This window comes from Acidimicrobiales bacterium, from assembly GCA_030747595.1.
Lineage (GTDB): Bacteria > Actinomycetota > Acidimicrobiia > Acidimicrobiales > MedAcidi-G1 > UBA9410.
The window spans coordinates 1-15,893 of record JASLKK010000011.1 but is presented as its reverse complement, the minus strand read 5'-3'; the positions used below and the strand labels follow the sequence as shown (position 1 = coordinate 15,893).

General features: G+C 64.8%; 15 protein-coding genes and 1 tRNA gene. 7 read left to right on the top strand and 9 right to left on the bottom strand.

What is annotated here, in order from left to right; all coding sequences use genetic code 11:
- The first annotated feature begins 95 nt into the window (after positions 1-95).
- The 3 genes from QF777_09310 to QF777_09300 all read left to right on the top strand — a co-directional run bounded on the left by QF777_09310 (position 96) and on the right by QF777_09300 (position 4,040).
- Positions 96-761, top strand: a complete 666-nt coding sequence (locus QF777_09310; protein MDP6911744.1) for a DUF3499 family protein — start codon at positions 96-98, stop codon at positions 759-761.
- A 171-nt stretch (positions 762-932) separates the two neighbouring features.
- A complete protein-coding gene (locus QF777_09305) occupies positions 933-2,132 on the top strand; it encodes an acyl-CoA dehydrogenase family protein (GenBank protein ID MDP6911743.1) in 1,200 nt (399 codons plus the stop codon).
- Between the two features lie 144 nt (positions 2,133-2,276).
- A complete protein-coding gene (locus QF777_09300) occupies positions 2,277-4,040 on the top strand; it encodes an NAD(P)/FAD-dependent oxidoreductase (GenBank protein MDP6911742.1) in 1,764 nt (587 codons plus the stop codon).
- A 96-nt stretch (positions 4,041-4,136) separates the two neighbouring features.
- Here the strand turns inward: QF777_09300 and QF777_09295 are convergent, their stop codons facing one another.
- Positions 4,137-5,105, bottom strand: a complete 969-nt coding sequence (locus tag QF777_09295) for an LLM class F420-dependent oxidoreductase (GenBank protein ID MDP6911741.1) — start codon at positions 5,103-5,105, stop codon at positions 4,137-4,139.
- A gap of 159 nt (positions 5,106-5,264) precedes the next feature.
- Here QF777_09295 and QF777_09290 point away from each other — a divergent pair, with 159 nt between their 5' ends.
- Together QF777_09290 and QF777_09285 are read left to right on the top strand one after the other, a co-directional pair.
- Positions 5,265-5,789 carry a hypothetical protein gene (locus tag QF777_09290; GenBank protein MDP6911740.1) on the top strand — a complete coding sequence of 175 codons (525 nt, stop codon included), beginning with the start codon at positions 5,265-5,267 and terminating at the stop codon, positions 5,787-5,789.
- On the top strand, positions 5,786-6,712 hold the full coding sequence (locus QF777_09285) for a nucleoside hydrolase (protein MDP6911739.1): 927 nt from the start codon (positions 5,786-5,788) through the stop codon (positions 6,710-6,712). Before QF777_09290 ends, QF777_09285 begins: the two co-directional genes overlap by 4 nt.
- Before the next feature lie 11 nt (positions 6,713-6,723).
- Here the strand turns inward: QF777_09285 and QF777_09280 are convergent, their stop codons facing one another.
- The 8 genes from QF777_09280 to QF777_09245 all read right to left on the bottom strand — a co-directional run bounded on the left by QF777_09280 (position 6,724) and on the right by QF777_09245 (position 14,053).
- On the bottom strand, positions 6,724-6,915 hold the full coding sequence (locus QF777_09280) for a hypothetical protein (GenBank protein ID MDP6911738.1): 192 nt from the start codon (positions 6,913-6,915) through the stop codon (positions 6,724-6,726).
- Positions 6,916-6,981: 66 nt separating this feature from the next.
- Positions 6,982-8,367, bottom strand: a complete 1,386-nt coding sequence (gene cysS / locus QF777_09275) for a cysteine--tRNA ligase (protein MDP6911737.1) — start codon at positions 8,365-8,367, stop codon at positions 6,982-6,984.
- Between the two features lie 95 nt (positions 8,368-8,462).
- The gene (gene cysS / locus QF777_09270) at positions 8,463-9,668 is read right to left on the bottom strand and encodes a cysteine--tRNA ligase (protein MDP6911736.1); all 1,206 of its coding nucleotides are present in this window, start codon (positions 9,666-9,668) and stop codon (positions 8,463-8,465) included.
- Positions 9,669-9,741: 73 nt separating this feature from the next.
- Positions 9,742-10,662, bottom strand: a complete 921-nt coding sequence (locus tag QF777_09265; GenBank protein MDP6911735.1) for an alpha/beta hydrolase — start codon at positions 10,660-10,662, stop codon at positions 9,742-9,744.
- Positions 10,662-10,738: transfer RNA gene (locus QF777_09260), tRNA-Arg, on the bottom strand. The genes QF777_09265 and QF777_09260 overlap by 1 nt, the downstream gene beginning before the upstream one ends.
- A gap of 247 nt (positions 10,739-10,985) precedes the next feature.
- Positions 10,986-12,122 (bottom strand): zinc-binding dehydrogenase, encoded by a 1,137-nt coding sequence (locus QF777_09255; protein MDP6911734.1) that lies wholly within the window; start codon positions 12,120-12,122, stop codon positions 10,986-10,988.
- Positions 12,119-13,396: an MFS transporter gene (locus QF777_09250; GenBank protein ID MDP6911733.1), complete on the bottom strand. Its 1,278-nt coding sequence runs from the start codon at positions 13,394-13,396 to the stop codon at positions 12,119-12,121. Before QF777_09250 ends, QF777_09255 begins: the two co-directional genes overlap by 4 nt.
- Positions 13,397-13,399: 3 nt before the next feature.
- Positions 13,400-14,053, bottom strand: coding sequence for an O-methyltransferase (locus QF777_09245; GenBank protein ID MDP6911732.1), 654 nt, complete (start codon positions 14,051-14,053; stop codon positions 13,400-13,402).
- Between the two features lie 65 nt (positions 14,054-14,118).
- On the opposite strand from QF777_09245, the gene QF777_09240 reads away from it, so the two are divergent.
- Together QF777_09240 and QF777_09235 are read left to right on the top strand one after the other, a co-directional pair.
- The gene (locus tag QF777_09240; GenBank protein ID MDP6911731.1) at positions 14,119-14,751 is read left to right on the top strand and encodes a helix-turn-helix domain-containing protein; all 633 of its coding nucleotides are present in this window, start codon (positions 14,119-14,121) and stop codon (positions 14,749-14,751) included.
- A gap of 674 nt (positions 14,752-15,425) precedes the next feature.
- The coding region (locus tag QF777_09235) for an SHOCT domain-containing protein (protein ID MDP6911730.1) at positions 15,426-15,893 on the top strand (468 nt) is incomplete at its 3' end.

Genomic DNA, 15,893 nt, shown 5'->3' with positions numbered 1-15,893 from the left:
GGGCTCATGGCTGTTCCGCCGAAGGGCTTGAGGGCCGGGTGGGGGTCCGGGGGTGTCCCCGTCGAGAAGCAGGTCCGGAAGTACCTTTGAGCCCCATGCGGGATCTGTGTATGCGTTCGGCCTGCCTGGGCCCGGCTGACGTCCTGGTGGTGATGGACGTTTCTAATCTGACCTTCACCATCCACGATCTCGACGAGGTGGATGGACCGGGTGCCGTGGTGCTGTGTGCGACCCACATAGACCGTCTCCGGGCGCCAGTCGGATGGGAACTGATCGATGCCCGTGGGGTCGGCACGGTGATTCCGCTGCCGGGGCGCTCCATGACGACCGACGAGGCAGCCGACATGGCGGGCGACAGGTCCAGCGAGGTTCTTCGTCCGGTAGCCGACGTGGAGCCCATTCGCCCTGGTGTTCGATCGGAGGCGGCGGTTCATCCCCTCGAGAAGGCCCGACAGGCGATTACCGAGGCCGACGAACCCGTCGCCGAGTTGATTCCCGACACGGAGGAGACCCCGCTCCTAGCTAGGGCTTTCCTCGGCGTCGACCGGCATCCTGCGACAGGTAGCGCGACACCCGCCGATGCCGGCGGTCAGCCGGGAGAAGAACCACTGAACCATGAGGACCCCTTCGCCGGTCACCAGTGGGACCAGAGCGACGAGTGGGACACGGAGATGGCTGCGTCGACCGCTCCTGAGACCGGTTCGCCGGCGAGTCCGCAGATGACGGGCCAGCTCACGTTCGGTGGCGACCCGGTCGCCTGATCCCGGCTAAGTCAGCCTGGCTGTCTGGGCATCTGAGTCAGCTAGCGGACGACTGCTTCGGCGCAAGCTGCGGGTCCCCGGTTCGGGGCTGACAGTTGCCGCTGGGTAGGTTCGCGCCCGGCTCCGGGACCGCCCGGACAACCATGTGAACCGGGAGCGATCATGACTGAGGTGACCGAAGCAGAGGTCCGGGAGATGGCGCGGCAGCTGGTGGCCGACGTGCCGCCGGACCAGGTTGACCAGTTCGAGTTCCGGGGCGCGCAGTTCGATCGCGGCCTCGCCCTCGTGCAGTTCCCCGAGGGGCTGGGCGGTCTGGGTCTGTCCAGCCGGCGGCTCCAGACGGTGGTCGACGGTGAGTTACGGGCTGCCGGGGTGACCTACCACGATCTCAACATCAACCCGATCGGCATCGGGATGGGCGCGCCGGTGGTGCTCACCTACGCGTCCGATGAACAGAAGCAGCGCCTTCTCCGTCCGATGTACACGGGTGAAGAGGTCTGGTGCCAGATGTTCAGTGAGCCGGGTGCTGGCTCGGATGTGGCGGGGCTGTCCAGTCGGGCGGTTCGTGACGGCGACGAGTGGATCGTCAACGGCCAGAAGGTGTGGACGACGCTGGCCCATGTATCTCGGTGGGGGATGTTGGTTGCCCGAACCGATCCGGACCAGCCGAAGCACAAGGGACTTACGTACTTCCTGTTGGACATGGAGTCCGAGGGCGTTGAAGTTCGACCCCTGCACCAGATCACCGGTGAAGCCGAGTTCAACGAGATCTTCCTGACCGACGTGCGGATTCCCCACGACCGGGTGTTCGGCGAGGTCGGCAACGGCTGGGCCGCGGCGGTCACCACGTTGATGAATGAACGGGTGGCCCTTGGTGGTGGCGTGCCGAAGAAGGGTTCGGGCCCCATTGGCGACCTGGTGAATCTGTGGGGCGAGACGAGGGACTCGCTGGACCCGGTAACGCGGACCGTGATGCGCGACCGGGTCACCGACTTGTGGAGTCAGGCCGAGGCACTTCGCCTAACGAACTGGCGGGCCCGGGAGACCTCTAAGTCCGGCAACCCTGGCCCCGAGGGGTCGGTCACCAAGATGATGTCGGCTGAGATGAACCAGCGGATCTACGAGACCTGCATGGACCTCCTGGGTGCCGACGGAATGGTTTACGAGGCCGGATACGAACGCAAGCGGCCTACCGGCCTCCGGGGGCCGGGCATCCATCCCAGGTACGCATTTCTCCGGTCTCGGGCCAACACCATCGAGGGTGGAACGTCCGAGGTCATGCGAAACATCCTGGGCGAACGGATCTTGGGCCTGCCCGGCGACGTGCGGGTCGACAAGGAGATCGCCTGGGCTGACGTGCCCCGCAACTGACCAGTCGAGTATTTTGAAAGACCGTTCACCGATGCGTTTGTTGACAGCACCGCAGCTCCGTGGAGAAGGACCCCAACGCTGAGTACCACCAGCCGGCAGGCTGAAACTGCCAGCCCCGCCGAGGGCCGCTTCGATCCCGACGCTATGCGGGACCGCTACCGCGTCGAGCGGGACAAACGGCTGCGCGCCGACGGAAACGACCAGTACATAGAGGTCGTCGGAGAGTTCGCCCACTACACCGACGACCCGTACGTCGAATCTCCCATCGACCGGCCGCCGCTCACCGACGAGGTCGACGTGATCGTCGTCGGAGGCGGCTTCGGTGGCCTCCAGATGGGAGCCCGCCTCCGCGAAGCCGGCGTGGAAGACCTGCGGATCATCGAAAAAGGCGGCGATTTCGGCGGCACCTGGTACTGGAACCGGTACCCGGGAGCCCAGTGTGACATCGAGTCCTACATCTACCTGCCGCTCCTCGAAGAAGTCGGCTACATCCCCCAGGAGAAATACTCGTACGCCCGGGAGATCCTCGACTACAGCCGGCGGCTCGGCGAGCACTACCGGCTCTACGACGGGGTGATGTTCCAAACGGAAGTCACCGGTATGACCTGGGACGAAGATGCCGCCCGGTGGATCGTCGCCACCAACCGGGGCGACGCTCTGCGAGCCCGGTTCGTGGCCATGGCCAACGGGCCCTTCAACCGGCCGAAACTCCCCGGCATCCCCGGCATCAGCGACTTCCAAGGCCACGCGTTCCACACCAGCCGATGGGACTACGACTACACCGGCGGCGGGCCCGGCGGGGACCTTGACCGGTTGGGCGACAAGCGGGTCGCGGTGATCGGCACCGGTGCCAGCGCCATCCAATGCGTGCCGTTTCTCGGTGAGACAGCCCAGCACCTCTACGTGTTTCAACGCACCCCCTCGTCGGTGGATGTGCGAGGCAACAAACCCACCGACTCCCAATGGGTCGCCGGTCTTCAACCCGGATGGCAGAAACAGCGAATGGAGAACTTCAACGGCCTCGTCTCCGGCGTGCCCCAAACCGAAGACCTGGTCGACGACGGGTGGACCGATCTGATCGGCATGATGATCCGCCGCTTCCGCGACGCCCAAGCCGACGGCAGCGCCGACATTGCCGAGATCCTCGAGATGGCCAACTTCGACAAGATGAACGAAATCCGATCCCGGGTCGACGGCCTCGTCGACTCCCCGGAAATCGCTGAGAAACTCAAGCCCTACTACCGGATGTTTTGCAAACGCCCCACGTTCAACGACGAGTACTTGCCGGCGTTCAACCGACCCAACGTGGAACTCGTCGACACCGCCGGGAAAGGCGTCGACCGGATCACCGAACACGGCCTGGTGGTCGACGGAGTCGAATACGAAGTCGACTGCATCATCTTCGCCACCGGCTTTGAAGTGGGAACCTCCTACGCCCGCCGGGCCGGCTACGAAATCGTCGGAAGCCGCGGCCAGACCCTGTCCGAAAAATGGGCCACCGGCATGTCGACACTGCACGGCATGCAGAGCCGCGGGTTCCCGAACTGCTTCTTCATGCAGATCAGCCAAGCCGCGTTCACCGCGAACTTCCCGCACCTCCTCGACGAACTCACCACCCACCTGGCCCACATCATCGGCCACGCCCTCCAACAGGGAGCGGCCACCGTCGAAGTGTCCGAACAAGGCGAAGAAGCATGGGTAGCCACCATCGTCGAAAAAGGCCTCGGCGCCATGGGAACGCTCGGCGGCGCGGACTGCACCCCCGGCTACTACAACAACGAAGGGCAAGCCCGCGAACCAAGCGCCATCCAGGCCGCGCCCTACGGGGGCGGATCCATCGAGTTTTTCCAACTCCTCGAAGGGTGGCGGGCCGACGGGAACTTCGACGGGTTGGAGTTCACCGACTGACCCCCGGCGGAACATCCGCCGAAAAACCCGGACCGCAGGACGAGTGGGCTAACCGACTGTCCGAGTGGGTCGACAGGTTTCAACCGATCCCAATGGTCAACTCGCCGTTGCTGCCAATCCGATTTCGCCGAGGAGGCCAATGCGCTCGATCTTGTGCCCATTGGCCGGGAGGCAGATGGTCATCCCGTCGATGCCGGTGTCCATGCACGCCTGGAGTTTTTCTCCGACGGTGTCGGAATCTCCGTAGATCAGGATCATCTTGGCCATCTCGATGACCTCGTCGGACCACCCTTTCGCTGCTCCAATCTCACGTAAGTCCGATTCCGCCTCTTCCATGGTTGGGGCAACACAAACCATCTGCAGTTTGGTGACCACGATCTCAGATCTGTCGCGTCCCAGGCGGTCGCAGTGTTCCTCTAGTACTTCAAGCTTGTGAGGAATGTCGCTGACTGGGCCGGTCGCGAGGTTGGACTCGTCGGCGTACTGGGCAACCATTCGGAGTGTCTTCTTCTCACCGCTGCCACCGATCATGACCGGGATACGGGAAACAGGCCGCGGAGAGTTGACTGCCTCAGAAACCTGGTAGTGCTTTCCCGCAAGGCTCACTGTTTCCCCGCGAAGCATTGGGATCACGATCTGCAATGCCTCTTCGAGCTTTTCGAACCGGTCGGTGAACGTGCCGAACTCAAAGCCGAGGGAGTCGTGTTCGAGTTGGAACCAACCGGCACCGATCCCCAGAGTTGCCCTGCCCGATGAAACGTGATCAAGAGCGGTTACCGCCTTAGCCAAAAGGGTGGGATGCCGGTAGGTGTTGCCAGTCACCAACGCCGAGAGACGGACTGTCTTCGTGTGCTGGGCGAGTGCTGACAGGATCGAGTAGCACTCAAGCATCGGTTCTTCCGGGTTTCCAATTCCCGGAAGTTGGTAGAAGTGGTCCATGACGAAGACCCTGTCAAACCCGGCAGCTTCTGCCGCCTTGGCTTGGGCTACGACTAAATCGAAAATGCCTGCTTCCGAAGTACCTGGGTAGGTGAAGTTCGGAATCTGATAGCCGAGACGGGTCATGGATGGGTCTTTCGGGTCGCTTCAATTGTTGGCGGTGGATCATTCAACTATCCCTCTGGGCATCAGTAGCCATCAGGGCAGGCGTGACTTGATGTTCGGGGAGGGCTCGACCCTCCAACCTTCTGATCCGTAGGAAGAGATTCGGTACCCTGAGCCGTAATGAAATGGAGTTGGCGTCGTAGAGAAAATCTGGTCGATGGCGAATGGCGATGGTCGTTTGCCCGACGACAACTCATCTACGACGTTGTCGAACCGGAGCGGGTTTATCTGGAGCGGTGGCGATTCGACACACCGTTCGGTTCGATCTTCCTGCATTCCATCAATCTTCCCGACCGCGACCCCTACCCCCATACCCATCCGTTCTCGTGGTCACGCAGCCTTATCGTGAAGGGCAGTTACATCGAAGAACGCGGTCCTTATGGCGACGACGTACGCAGGTACCGCCCAGGGCAGGTCAACCGAATTGACGCGGACACCATCCACCGCATCGTCAGCACCTTGGGCGACCGTCCGGTATGGACGATCTTCGCTGCCGGCAAGCCACACGGCCGCGGCTGGGGCTTCGTCATCGACGGGAACTACCAGGACCACAAGGAGTATCTCGAGGAACGCGCGTCGCAACGGGCTCCGGCCGACGTGCCACCGAGGCCAGCCATCACCGACCTCCATGGAGCCAGCACGTGACGGACCGGAGCCTTGTCATCGACACTGACACCGCCTCCGACGATGCTGTAGCCATCGTGCTCGCGGCACGCGATCCAGAGGTGGAAATCCGCATGGTCACGGTCGTTGCCGGCAACGTCCCGCTGGATCTGGCTGTAAGAAACGCAATTGTCACCCTTGACCTCGTTGACCACTGCTCGGTACCAGTTCATGTAGGAGCTGATCGGCCCCTGCGACGGCCGCTGGAAACGGCACAGTCGGTACACGGTGAAGACGGGATGGGAGGCGCAGACTTGCCCGCCCCTTCGCGCGGGCCTAGCGCCGAGGATGCCGTCGAAGCGCTGCTTCGGGTAGCCGCGGACGAACCCGACCGGCACGGCTTGGTAACACTCGGACCACTCACCAACATCGCCATGGCCCTCAACGAGAATCCCGACCTACTCACTCGCTTCACCCACACCTACCTGATGGCTGGCTCTCCTGACGGTGTGGGCAATATGAACGCCCTCGGCGAGTACAACGTGTGGGCTGATCCGGAAGCGGCTTCCATTGTGTTCGACGCCAATGGGGCCAAGACCATGATTGGCTGGAATATCAGCCGCACCTACGCGGTCATGGCACCTCAGGAGTCGGCTCGACTCCGGTCGTGTGGCCGGCTCGGCGAGTTCGCGGTGGACATCAATTCAGAGGTCGACCGGTTCTGTCGCGGCAGAGGTCTGGTTGGTATGGATTTACCGGACCCGGTCGCTATGGCCGTCGCCCTCGACGAGTCGATCGTCACAGAATCCACAGAAGAACGACTTATCGTCGGGCTCGATGAGCCCACCCGTGGCGCGGCTCTCCCCGATCGCCGGTTCCTGGCTGATCTGCCCAATCTCCGGGTGGTCTGGCAAGTCGACGAAGCCGCCTTCAAGGACCGCCTCTACGCTGCCTGCTCCGACTGACGAATCGTGGGTCAGCCTGCTAGCGACGGCATCTCGAAGCAGTCCAGAATCCGGTCGACCCGATCAGGGTCGCCACCGACTTCCAGCGTCGCTGCGGCCACGGCCTCAGTGAGGGTCACCCAGCCATAGGCCAGAGCGTCAGCGAGGGCGGCGACGGATCGGGCCAGGTCCTCAGGCCTCGCACGCGTGGCCGTCGTCTCCATAGGCCCGTCAGGACGATGGAGTGTGCCAGAGCTTCCAGAGAACAGTGCCTTGGGAGAACAAGTCCCTCAGCCCCGTCGCCAGGCGGTGCCGCGTGGCGTGTCCTCGAGCACCACGCCGCGGGCCGTCAACTCGTCGCGTATCCGATCGGCTTCTCCGAAGTTCTTCTTCGCCTTGGCGTCAAGGCGGCGATCGACCAGGGCGTCGATCTCGGCGTCGTCGTCGGAGTTGCCACTGGCATCGGTAGGAGCGGCTCGCCCCAGCACTAGGCCGAGAACGCCAGCCAGTTCCAGGGCGGCGGTCGATAACGCAGCAGCGGCATTGTCGTCCTCGGCGTCCAACGCCCGGTTGGCGTCACGGACGGCGTCGAAGATCACGGCCAGGGCCTGTGGTGAGCCGAGATCATCGTCCATGGCGGCCCGGAACCGAGCCACTACGTCGGCGTCGGGTCCGACCTCGGGTAGGTCGGCGTTGGCCATCCGATCGGAGAACTGGTCGAGGCGGGCCAGTGCGGCGGCCGACTGGTCGAGTGTGGTCGATCCGATCTCCATGGTCCGTCGGTAGTGCGTCTGGAGCACCAGCAGACGTAACGCCCTTGGGTCCCACGTGTCGAGCAGGCCGGCCAGCGTGGTGAAGTTACCCAGCGACTTGGACATCTTCTCGCCGTCGACCTGGACCATCCCGTTGTGGACCCAGTAGCGGGCGAAGGGCCGGCCACAGCCCAGTGCCTCGGCCCGTTCATTCTCGTGGTGGGGGAAGACGAGGTCATCGCCGCCGCCGTGGATGTCAAAACTGTCACCCAGGAGGTGCAGCGACATGGCCACGCACTCGATGTGCCAGCCGGGGCGACCCGGACCCCACGGCGAGTCCCAGGTGGGTTCGCCGGGCTTGGCGGCCTTCCAGAGGGCGAAGTCCAGCGGGTCGGCCTTGTCGTCGTCGACGTCGACCCGGGCGCCTGCACCCTCGCGGAGGTCGTCGACCGAGCGGCCCACCAAAGCGCCGTACTCGCCGAGTCGATCGACGTCGAAATAGACGCCCGAATCGGTGGTGTAGGCCATCTCCCGTTCGACCAACTCTCCAATCACTTCGACCATGCGGTCGACGTACTCGGTGGCCCGGGGTCGTAGATCGGGGTGGGCGACGTTGAGGCGATCCATCTGCTCAATGAAGGTGACCTCGTAGCGGCGGGCCACCTCGGGTTCGGTCGAGTCCTCATCGGCCGCCCGGTTGATGATCTTGTCGTCGATGTCGGTGATGTTGGACACTGCTGTGACGTCCAGTCCCGTCCAGCGCAGATAGCGGACGAGCAGGTCGAAGGCCAGCGTGCTGCGGGCGTGCCCGAGATGGGGGACGTCGTAGACGGTGGGCCCGCACCAGTAGACGGATGCCTTTCCCTCTTCGCGTGGGACGAAGTCGACTTTTTCGCCAGTCAGGCTGTCAGTGAATCGCAGCACCGGATCAGGATACGGTCCGCTCGCCACCGGCCCGCCTGTGATGACCAGCCCGACTCAGGTCTGGGGTGGTTCGGTTACCGAGGGTGGACCGGGAATCACGTAGTTCGTGACCAGGATTCGGGAAGGGTGGCGTCGAGGTGGATGCCCAGTAGGGCTGCTGCGGTGGCCAGACCGGCGGCGGCTGTTGGGTCGTCGCCGGTGCCCGAGAGGATCCCCCCGGCCAGTATGTCTAGGGCTTCGCAGCCGGTGGCCGCGTCGAGGTCGTCGTCGAGTGCAGCCCGCACGGCAGCCAGCGTGGGTGCCGGGTTCGGACCCTTGGGGCGTCGGGCTGCGGTGACGAGGCGGTCGAGGCGGATGATCGCGTCGTCGATGTCGCAGTCGAACCATTCGAAGCCGGCCCGGTAGTGATGGGCCATGAGGGCTAGGCGGATGGCCCTTGGGTCGTGGATGTGTCTCAGGTTGCGTACGAAGACGAGGTTGCCCAGCGACTTTGACATCTTCGTGCCCTCGTAGGCGACCATCCCGACGTGCATCCAGTGGCGGGCGAACGGTTGGCCGGTGGCTGCTTCGCTCTGGGCGGCTTCGCACTCGTGGTGGGGGAAGGTCAGGTCGTTACCTCCGCCGTGGAGGTCGATGGTCTCACCGAGGTCGGCCCTGGCCCTGGCCGAGCACTCGATGTGCCAGCCCGGTCGCCCCGGGCCGAAGGGCGAGTCCCACGAGGGTTCGTCGTCGGCGCTGGCCTGCCAGAGTACGAAATCCAGGGGGTTGCGCAGGCGGGGGTCGTCGGGGTTGCCGCCCCGTTCGGCGGCGAACGCCCGCATGGTGGCTTCGTCGTAGCCGGTCATCGAACCGAAGGAGTCCCACGTGGAGACGTCGAAGAAGGTCGTGCCCTCGACGGTGTAGGTGTGGCCGTTGGCTTCGAGGCGGCCGATGAGGTCGAGCATGGCGTCGATCGAACCGGTGGCCGTGGGTTCAGACGTGGCGGGTCGCAGGTTTAGCGCGGCCAGGTCGGCGCGAAAGTGGTCCATCTCCCGGGCGGCCAACTCGAGATAGTCGATGCCGAGCTCGCGGGCCTTGGGGAGAATTGAGTCGTCGACGTCGGTGACGTTGCGAACCATGCGGACCTCGTGACCCAGGTCTTCCAGTCGACGGACGACGAGATCGAACGTCAGGTAGGTGAAGGCGTGTCCGAGGTGGGTGGCGTCGTACGGCGTGATGCCACAGACGTACATGGTCACCCTGGGGCCGGGTTCGAAGGGGACGACCTCGCCTATAGCGGTGTCATGCAGGCGCATTCCCATGGCCGGCGACGGTAGTGGTCGTGGGAGGCCGATGCGGGACCCACCGGGAGAAACGGACCAGTGAACCCCTGGGTCAATCCCGCTCGAACGGGACAGAGTGTTCCCAGTCGGCCAGCAGGGTGCGAAGGGCGGTGACCAGTAGCAGGGGCTGGTCGAGCATGACGTGATGGCCGGCCAGAGGAATTTCGACGACCGGGGTGACCCGTCCGAGCTGTTCGTACATGTAGGCGCCGATGTCGGCGGTGACGAGACCGTGCTGGGCGCGGAAGAGGGCGATGCGACACGTGATGCTGGGCAGCAGGTCGTCGGCGGCAGCGCGGTCGGGCAGGAAGATCCGCGGGTCGAACTTCCAGGTGACGCCGCCGTTGCAGGGGTGCAGGGATCGGGCGGCTACGTCGGCCATCACGAAGGGCTCGTAGTGGTCCTGTTCGGGCACGGTGCGGAAGCGGGCGATGGCCGTGGCGGCGTCCGGGTACACCTTGGGATTCCGGAAGTTGTCACGGCGGCCCGTATCCATCTCGGGGTCGGCCTTCACGACGGGCGAGTCGATGACTACGCCGCCGGCTAGGCGGTCGGAGTGGCGGGCCGCGGTGGCCAGAGTGACGAAGCCGCCCATGGAGTGGCCGATGACGATTGGCAGGCCGGCCATGTCGGCGGCGTCGGCGACAGCTACCACCTCGTCCGTCCAGGCGTTGAGGGAGTAGACGGCACGACGGTCGCTGTCACCGTGACCGGACAGGTCGATCGCCGCGATGCGGTAGTTGCTGGCGAACAGGGCGGCCACGTGAGTCCACCAGTGGGCGTGGGCGGCGCCGCCGTGCACGAAGACGAGGCCGGGCCGGTCGGGCTCGCCCCAGGTGAGGTAGTGGATGTCGGCACCGTCGACAGTGACGGTGCTGTCACCGTGTGGGACGTCTAGCGCGTGTCGGTACCAGGCAGGCGCGTCTTGGTGTGAGGTCGGGCCCTGCGGGGTCGGGTCTAAGGGCTGGTTCATGGCGCCCTCGACAGGAATCGAACCTGTGGCCTACCGCTTAGGAGGCGGTCGCTCTATCCGACTGAGCTACGAGGGCGAGGGCGGCGCGTTATGTGGCGCGTTACTGCCGATAACGGTCTTCCTCGCTGTGAAGGTTACCGGTGGGGCTGGTTTGGCCCTTTGGGATCGAGCTTTGGTGCGGTTGCCGTCGTCGATGGCGATGCACGCACGTTGGGCCACTTCAACGAGGCTGCGTATCGATCTCGATGGTCTCTCCCGCGGAGCGTCGAAGTGTCGACCAACGACTCGGACGGCTCGCCGGACCGGGCCCGAGTCCCCGCCCCTCAGACCTGTGGGGCGATGAGCGCCTTCTTGCCGGTGGTCATCTGGGAGTAGATGCGTACTCGGTCGGGGTCGACGGCGTCTGCAAGTGAGAGCCGAAGGCCGTAGGAGCTCGCGAACGTGGTCGTGATCTCGCTGGCAACGCGCCGGCGGAGCGGCTCGGCACGGTCTGGGCCGATGCGAGCGAGGAAGGGTCGGAGTCGCCAGGAACCCACCGACCACGAGGTTCCGAAGTCGCGTCGGAGCATCGTCGGGGAGCGGTCGAGGCCTCCGTAGATGAACACCTGCTTGTGCGTAGGTGGGCTGTACGTGTCGTAGCGAGTGCTGACGGCGCGCTCCATCGCGGCGAGCAGTGTCGATGTCATTTCGCCGCCGCCGATCGGGTCGAAGCCGATCGTCGCGCCAGTGGCTCCGAGTAGCTCGACGAGGTCGTCCTCGAAGTTGTCAGAGGTCGAATTGAGGACGTGTTCGGCCCCGAGATCGCGCAGGACCTCCGCCTGCTCGGCCCTCCGCACGATGTTGATCAGTTGGATGCCGTCGGCTTGGCAGAGTCGGTTGAGCATGATGCCGAGGTTTGATGCCCCGACGGTGTGGACGATCGCACGGTGGCCCCCTTCATGCATCGTCTCCACCATCCCCAGCGCCGTGAGTGGGTTGACGAACGGAGCCGCCGCCTGCTCGGGCGTCGTCCCCGGGGGCATGGGGAAGCACTGTGCGACGGGGATGGTGCGGAACTGCGCGTAGGAGTTGCCAGATGCGAATCCGACCGTGAGTCCGAGCAGTGCCTGAGCTTCGGGAGAGGATCCCGCAGCGATGACGACTCCGCCGCCTTCGCTGCCACAAGGCACCGCCCGACCGAGCCGGGCGGCCTGCGCCCCGGCCGCGCCCAGGGGCAGGTCGGCCTGGAGCCCGGTGGTCTCACCGGCAAGCGGCCGAGCGGTGGCGACATCGGCACGGGCGAGCATCACCCCCAGGTCGGAGGGGTTGATCGGCGCGGCTTCGATCCGGACCGTCACTTCGTGGCGGTCGGGTGGGGCTACGCCGGCCTCGTGCAGCGACATCGTGACGGTTGCGTCGTCGGCCACGGTCGAGCGGAGTTCGAGGGTCGTCGTCGGGAGGGCTTGGTCGACGGCGCTCATTGATGGGCCTCCTGTTCAGCGGGTCGGTGGGCGGGGGTCGGTGTTGGCCGGCGGAACTGTGACCAGCCGATCGCAGCGGCGAGGAGAGCCCCGGCTGTACCGGCGAGGAGCGCAGCGCGGGGGCTGATGTGTCCGCCGACCCAACCGACGATCGGGCCGCCGATGGGTGTCGATCCCATCATCGCGACCGAGAACAAGGCCATCACGCGGCCCCGAAACGCGGGGTCGGAGTTGAGCTGCAAGGTTGCGTTCGAGAGCGAAGTGGTGGCGATGCTCGTTGCGCCGACCAGGGGCATCGCGAGGTAGGCGAGTTCGATGCTCGGCATCACCGCGACGATGCCGACGGCGATCCCGAATCCGGCCGCGACGGCGATGAGGCGCCGCGGCGTCGGTGGTCCCGTCGAAGCGACGATCAGCCCGCCGACAACGGCGCCGAGTCCCATCAGCGACGTGAGGCCGGCGATGCCCGATGGGCCGGCGGCAAAGGTGAACTCGGCGAGCATCGGCAAGGTCGTGGCGAACTCGAAGGTGAGGGTGCCGATGAGCACCAGCATGGCCAGGGTGGTGCGAAGGATCGGCTCGCTACACACATACCGGAGTCCGTCCCGGAGCTGACGCGGCGCGCGCGGCGTGCGTGCCGCCGGGTGGAGGTCCTCGCGCCGGATCAGGTACATCGCGATCACGACGGTGAGGTAGCTCGCACCGTTGATGAGGAAGCACTCGCCCACTCCCATGGTGGCGATGACGACTCCACCCACGGCAGGGCCGACCACGCGGGCACCGTTGGTGACGACGCTGTTCAGCGTCACGGCGTTGCTGACGTCGTCGGGGCCGACCATTTCCATCACAAAGGTCTGGCGGCTCGGATTGTCGAGCGCGGTGATGGCCCCGAAACCGGCGGACAGGGCGTAGACCATCCAGAGCTCAACCACTCCGGCGACGGTGACGAGGCCGAAGATCAACGCGAGCACGCCCTGGAGTGCCTGGGTCGCTGCGATCAGCCGACGCTTGTCCAGTCGGTCGGCGATGACGCCGCCGAACGGAGCCAGAAACAGTGTGGGGGCAAACCTCGCCGCCATCACCGTGCCGAGCGCCGTGCCGCTGCCGGTCAGCTCGATGACGAGCCAGGCGGTGGCGAGTGACTGCATCCATGTGCCGCTGAACGACACGATCTGGCTGAAGAAGTACAGCCGGTAGTTTCGGAACCTCAGCGACGCGAAGGTGCGACGGGGGTCCCGCCCACTTGTCGGTTCTGGCGCGAGGGACTGGCGCAACCGCTAGCGCTTCCGAAGCAGGGTGAGTCCGTCGGAGATCGGAAGCATGGCGAGATCCCACCGGGGATCGCCGACGCGGGCGTCGTTGAAGGCCCGGATGGCGACGGTGTCGTCGTCGGTGGCCGAGCGGTCCAAGACCCGACCATTCCGCAACACATTGTCGACGAGCACGACGCCGTTGGGCCGGAGCCGCGGGAACACGAGGTCGAGGTAGGTCTCGTAGCCCGCCTTGTCGGCGTCGATGAATGCCATGTCGAACTGCTCTTGCTCGGGCATCGCGGCGAGGCTCTCGGCAGCCGGTCCGATGCGGAGGTCGATGCGGTCGTCGACGCCGGCCTCCCGCCATGCCTCTCGGCCGATGGAGGTCCACTCATCGGAGATGTCGAGGCACACGAGCCGACCCTCGGCGGAGAGTCCGCGGGCGATGCAGATCGCGGAGTAGCCGGTGAACGTGCCGATCTCGAGCACCTGGCCGGCGCCGATCAAGCGGGTGAGCCAGGTCATGAAGGCGCCCTGTTCTGGAGCGATCTGCATCCGAGCGAAAACGCCGGCTGCTTCTACGGTGCGGGCGGTGAGTCGTTCGAGGATCTCGTCGGGCGGCGTACTGTGTTCGACGACGTACGTGTGGAGGTCGTCGAGGCCGAGTGCCTTCGCCATGGGTGTCTCCGTTCCGGGGGGAGTTGCTTTTCACACCGTACAATCTTTTGTACACTGTGCAAACAATGGGACTGCGGCAGGACAACATCGAGCGACGCCGTCAGCGGATCCTCACCGCGACGCGTGAGCTGATCGAGCGCGACGGCGTCGACGGGTGGTCGATGCGAAAGGTGGCCGACGCCGCGAACGTGTCGGTCCCCACGATCTACAACCTGTTCGGGTCCAAGGACGAGATCCGATCGGCCATCTGGGACGGTGCGTTCGACGACCTCGATCGTGGGCTCGACGTCGACCGGTCCGTAGATCGGCCGGTCGACCGAGCGCTCGCGGTGGTCGAGCGGGGCGTCGCAAGGGTCGTTCGCGGCGCCGACAAGACCCGGCCCGCGCTCCTCGAGGGCTACGACTTCCGCAAGGGCCCCCGCGCGATCAGACGGCTACACACTGCCGTCGAGGAGGCGATTGACGAGGGGAAGCTGCGCGGCGATCTCCGTGTCGATCTGCTGGTCGCCGAGGGCTACGAGGGCTTCCGCCGGGCGGCAGTCTCGTGGGCGCGGGGCGAGGTCGACCCGGCCGGTTTCCGGGCCAAAGCGCTCTACTCGATGTGTGTCTGCCTGCTCGCCGTGGCCACCGATGACACGCGGGACGAGCTGCTGCACGTCATACGGGACCTCGAAAGTGAACTCAGCGGAGCTGCGTGACGTCCCAGACGCCGTGGCCGCGTTCCTGATTCGCCCTTGACGCGTTCCCAGCGTCATTGGAGTGCACCCGGGAACCCCTTCGTTACAGGGGTCTGGAGGTTTCGCGCCACCCTCCCGATGACGGCGTCAAAATGCACCTCGACCACAAAGTGCCCTTGTTTAAGGGTGGGACAAATGACTTCGACAACCTCTGCGTCCGCTGCGAGTGGCACAATCTCGGGAAGGGCACCAAGCCTGACTACCGGGACTGATCTCCTATGGCCCTCTATGTCTCACAGTGCCCTGAACTGGTTTGGCCGAACCGGTCCAGACAGTTCCTGGGTGGGGTAGGAGGGGGCACTTGTAACCCCACGCCCTTGCGACCTGAAGCCGGGACGCCTAGTTGGTGCCCAACGGCGAAAACTGGGCACACAACGTGGGACACCATGCACACGGAGCGTGGTCGACCCCCTAGAGAACTAGGGACCATGCGACACAGCGGACAGCATGGGGCGACCACTCTGCGTCGAAGAGGGGGGTGTTCAAGTCCCCCCTCCGACACCACATAAGCGCAGGTCACAGCATTACCAGACCCCGAAAACAGGCCGTTTGGTGGTCAACTGGTGGCCATTCGCCGGGTAGGTGTGCGTAGAGGGCACTTTCGGCCCAAAGTTCCATCCCTCTAATCTCTTTACGTGGCTGTTGCGGACGAACTGTCGAAACTTGCTGATCTACTCGACCGCGGTGCCATCACCAAAGCGGAGTATGCAGACCAGAAGGCTGAGCTGCTGAGAGGCGAACGCCCTAGAGGCCGGAGCCGACGTAGGCCGTGGGAGTCCGACGAATTATTGGCAGTTTTGCGCCTGGCGGCCACACATCAAGAACCATTGACTGCTCAGCGGTATTCCGACCTTCGAACCCTCGGGCTTCTGAATGGTCCGACAACATCAATTTTTATCAAGGTGTTCGGTAGCTGGTCCGCTGCATGCGCCACGGCTGGTATTCGATCCGGGAAAAAGCTCCACAGCAACTACTCCAGGAAGTGGAACGACGAGGAGTTACTTGACTTTGTTATTGAGTATGTGTCTGAGACGAGATCTGTAACCCCAGAAAAGTCGTTGACTGCGAAAGGGATGGAGCGATGGCTCCGGTCAATCAGGGTC

What these genes read in the sequence shown, in the direction of transcription:
- QF777_09280 (MDP6911738.1), bottom strand. Translation starts at nt 6,915, where the DNA reads ATGGAGACGACGGCCACGCGTGCGAGGCCTGAGGACCTGGCCCGATCC.
- QF777_09310 (MDP6911744.1), top strand. Translation starts at nt 96, where the DNA reads ATGCGGGATCTGTGTATGCGTTCGGCCTGCCTGGGCCCGGCTGACGTC.
- cysS (MDP6911736.1), bottom strand. Translation starts at nt 9,668, where the DNA reads ATGGGAATGCGCCTGCATGACACCGCTATAGGCGAGGTCGTCCCCTTC.
- QF777_09255 (MDP6911734.1), bottom strand. Translation starts at nt 12,122, where the DNA reads ATGAGCGCCGTCGACCAAGCCCTCCCGACGACGACCCTCGAACTCCGC.
- QF777_09300 (MDP6911742.1), top strand. Translation starts at nt 2,277, where the DNA reads ATGCGGGACCGCTACCGCGTCGAGCGGGACAAACGGCTGCGCGCCGAC.
- QF777_09240 (MDP6911731.1), top strand. Translation starts at nt 14,119, where the DNA reads ATGGGACTGCGGCAGGACAACATCGAGCGACGCCGTCAGCGGATCCTC.
- QF777_09245 (MDP6911732.1), bottom strand. Translation starts at nt 14,053, where the DNA reads ATGGCGAAGGCACTCGGCCTCGACGACCTCCACACGTACGTCGTCGAA.
- QF777_09265 (MDP6911735.1), bottom strand. Translation starts at nt 10,662, where the DNA reads ATGAACCAGCCCTTAGACCCGACCCCGCAGGGCCCGACCTCACACCAA.
- QF777_09290 (MDP6911740.1), top strand. Translation starts at nt 5,265, where the DNA reads ATGAAATGGAGTTGGCGTCGTAGAGAAAATCTGGTCGATGGCGAATGG.
- QF777_09295 (MDP6911741.1), bottom strand. Translation starts at nt 5,105, where the DNA reads ATGACCCGTCTCGGCTATCAGATTCCGAACTTCACCTACCCAGGTACT.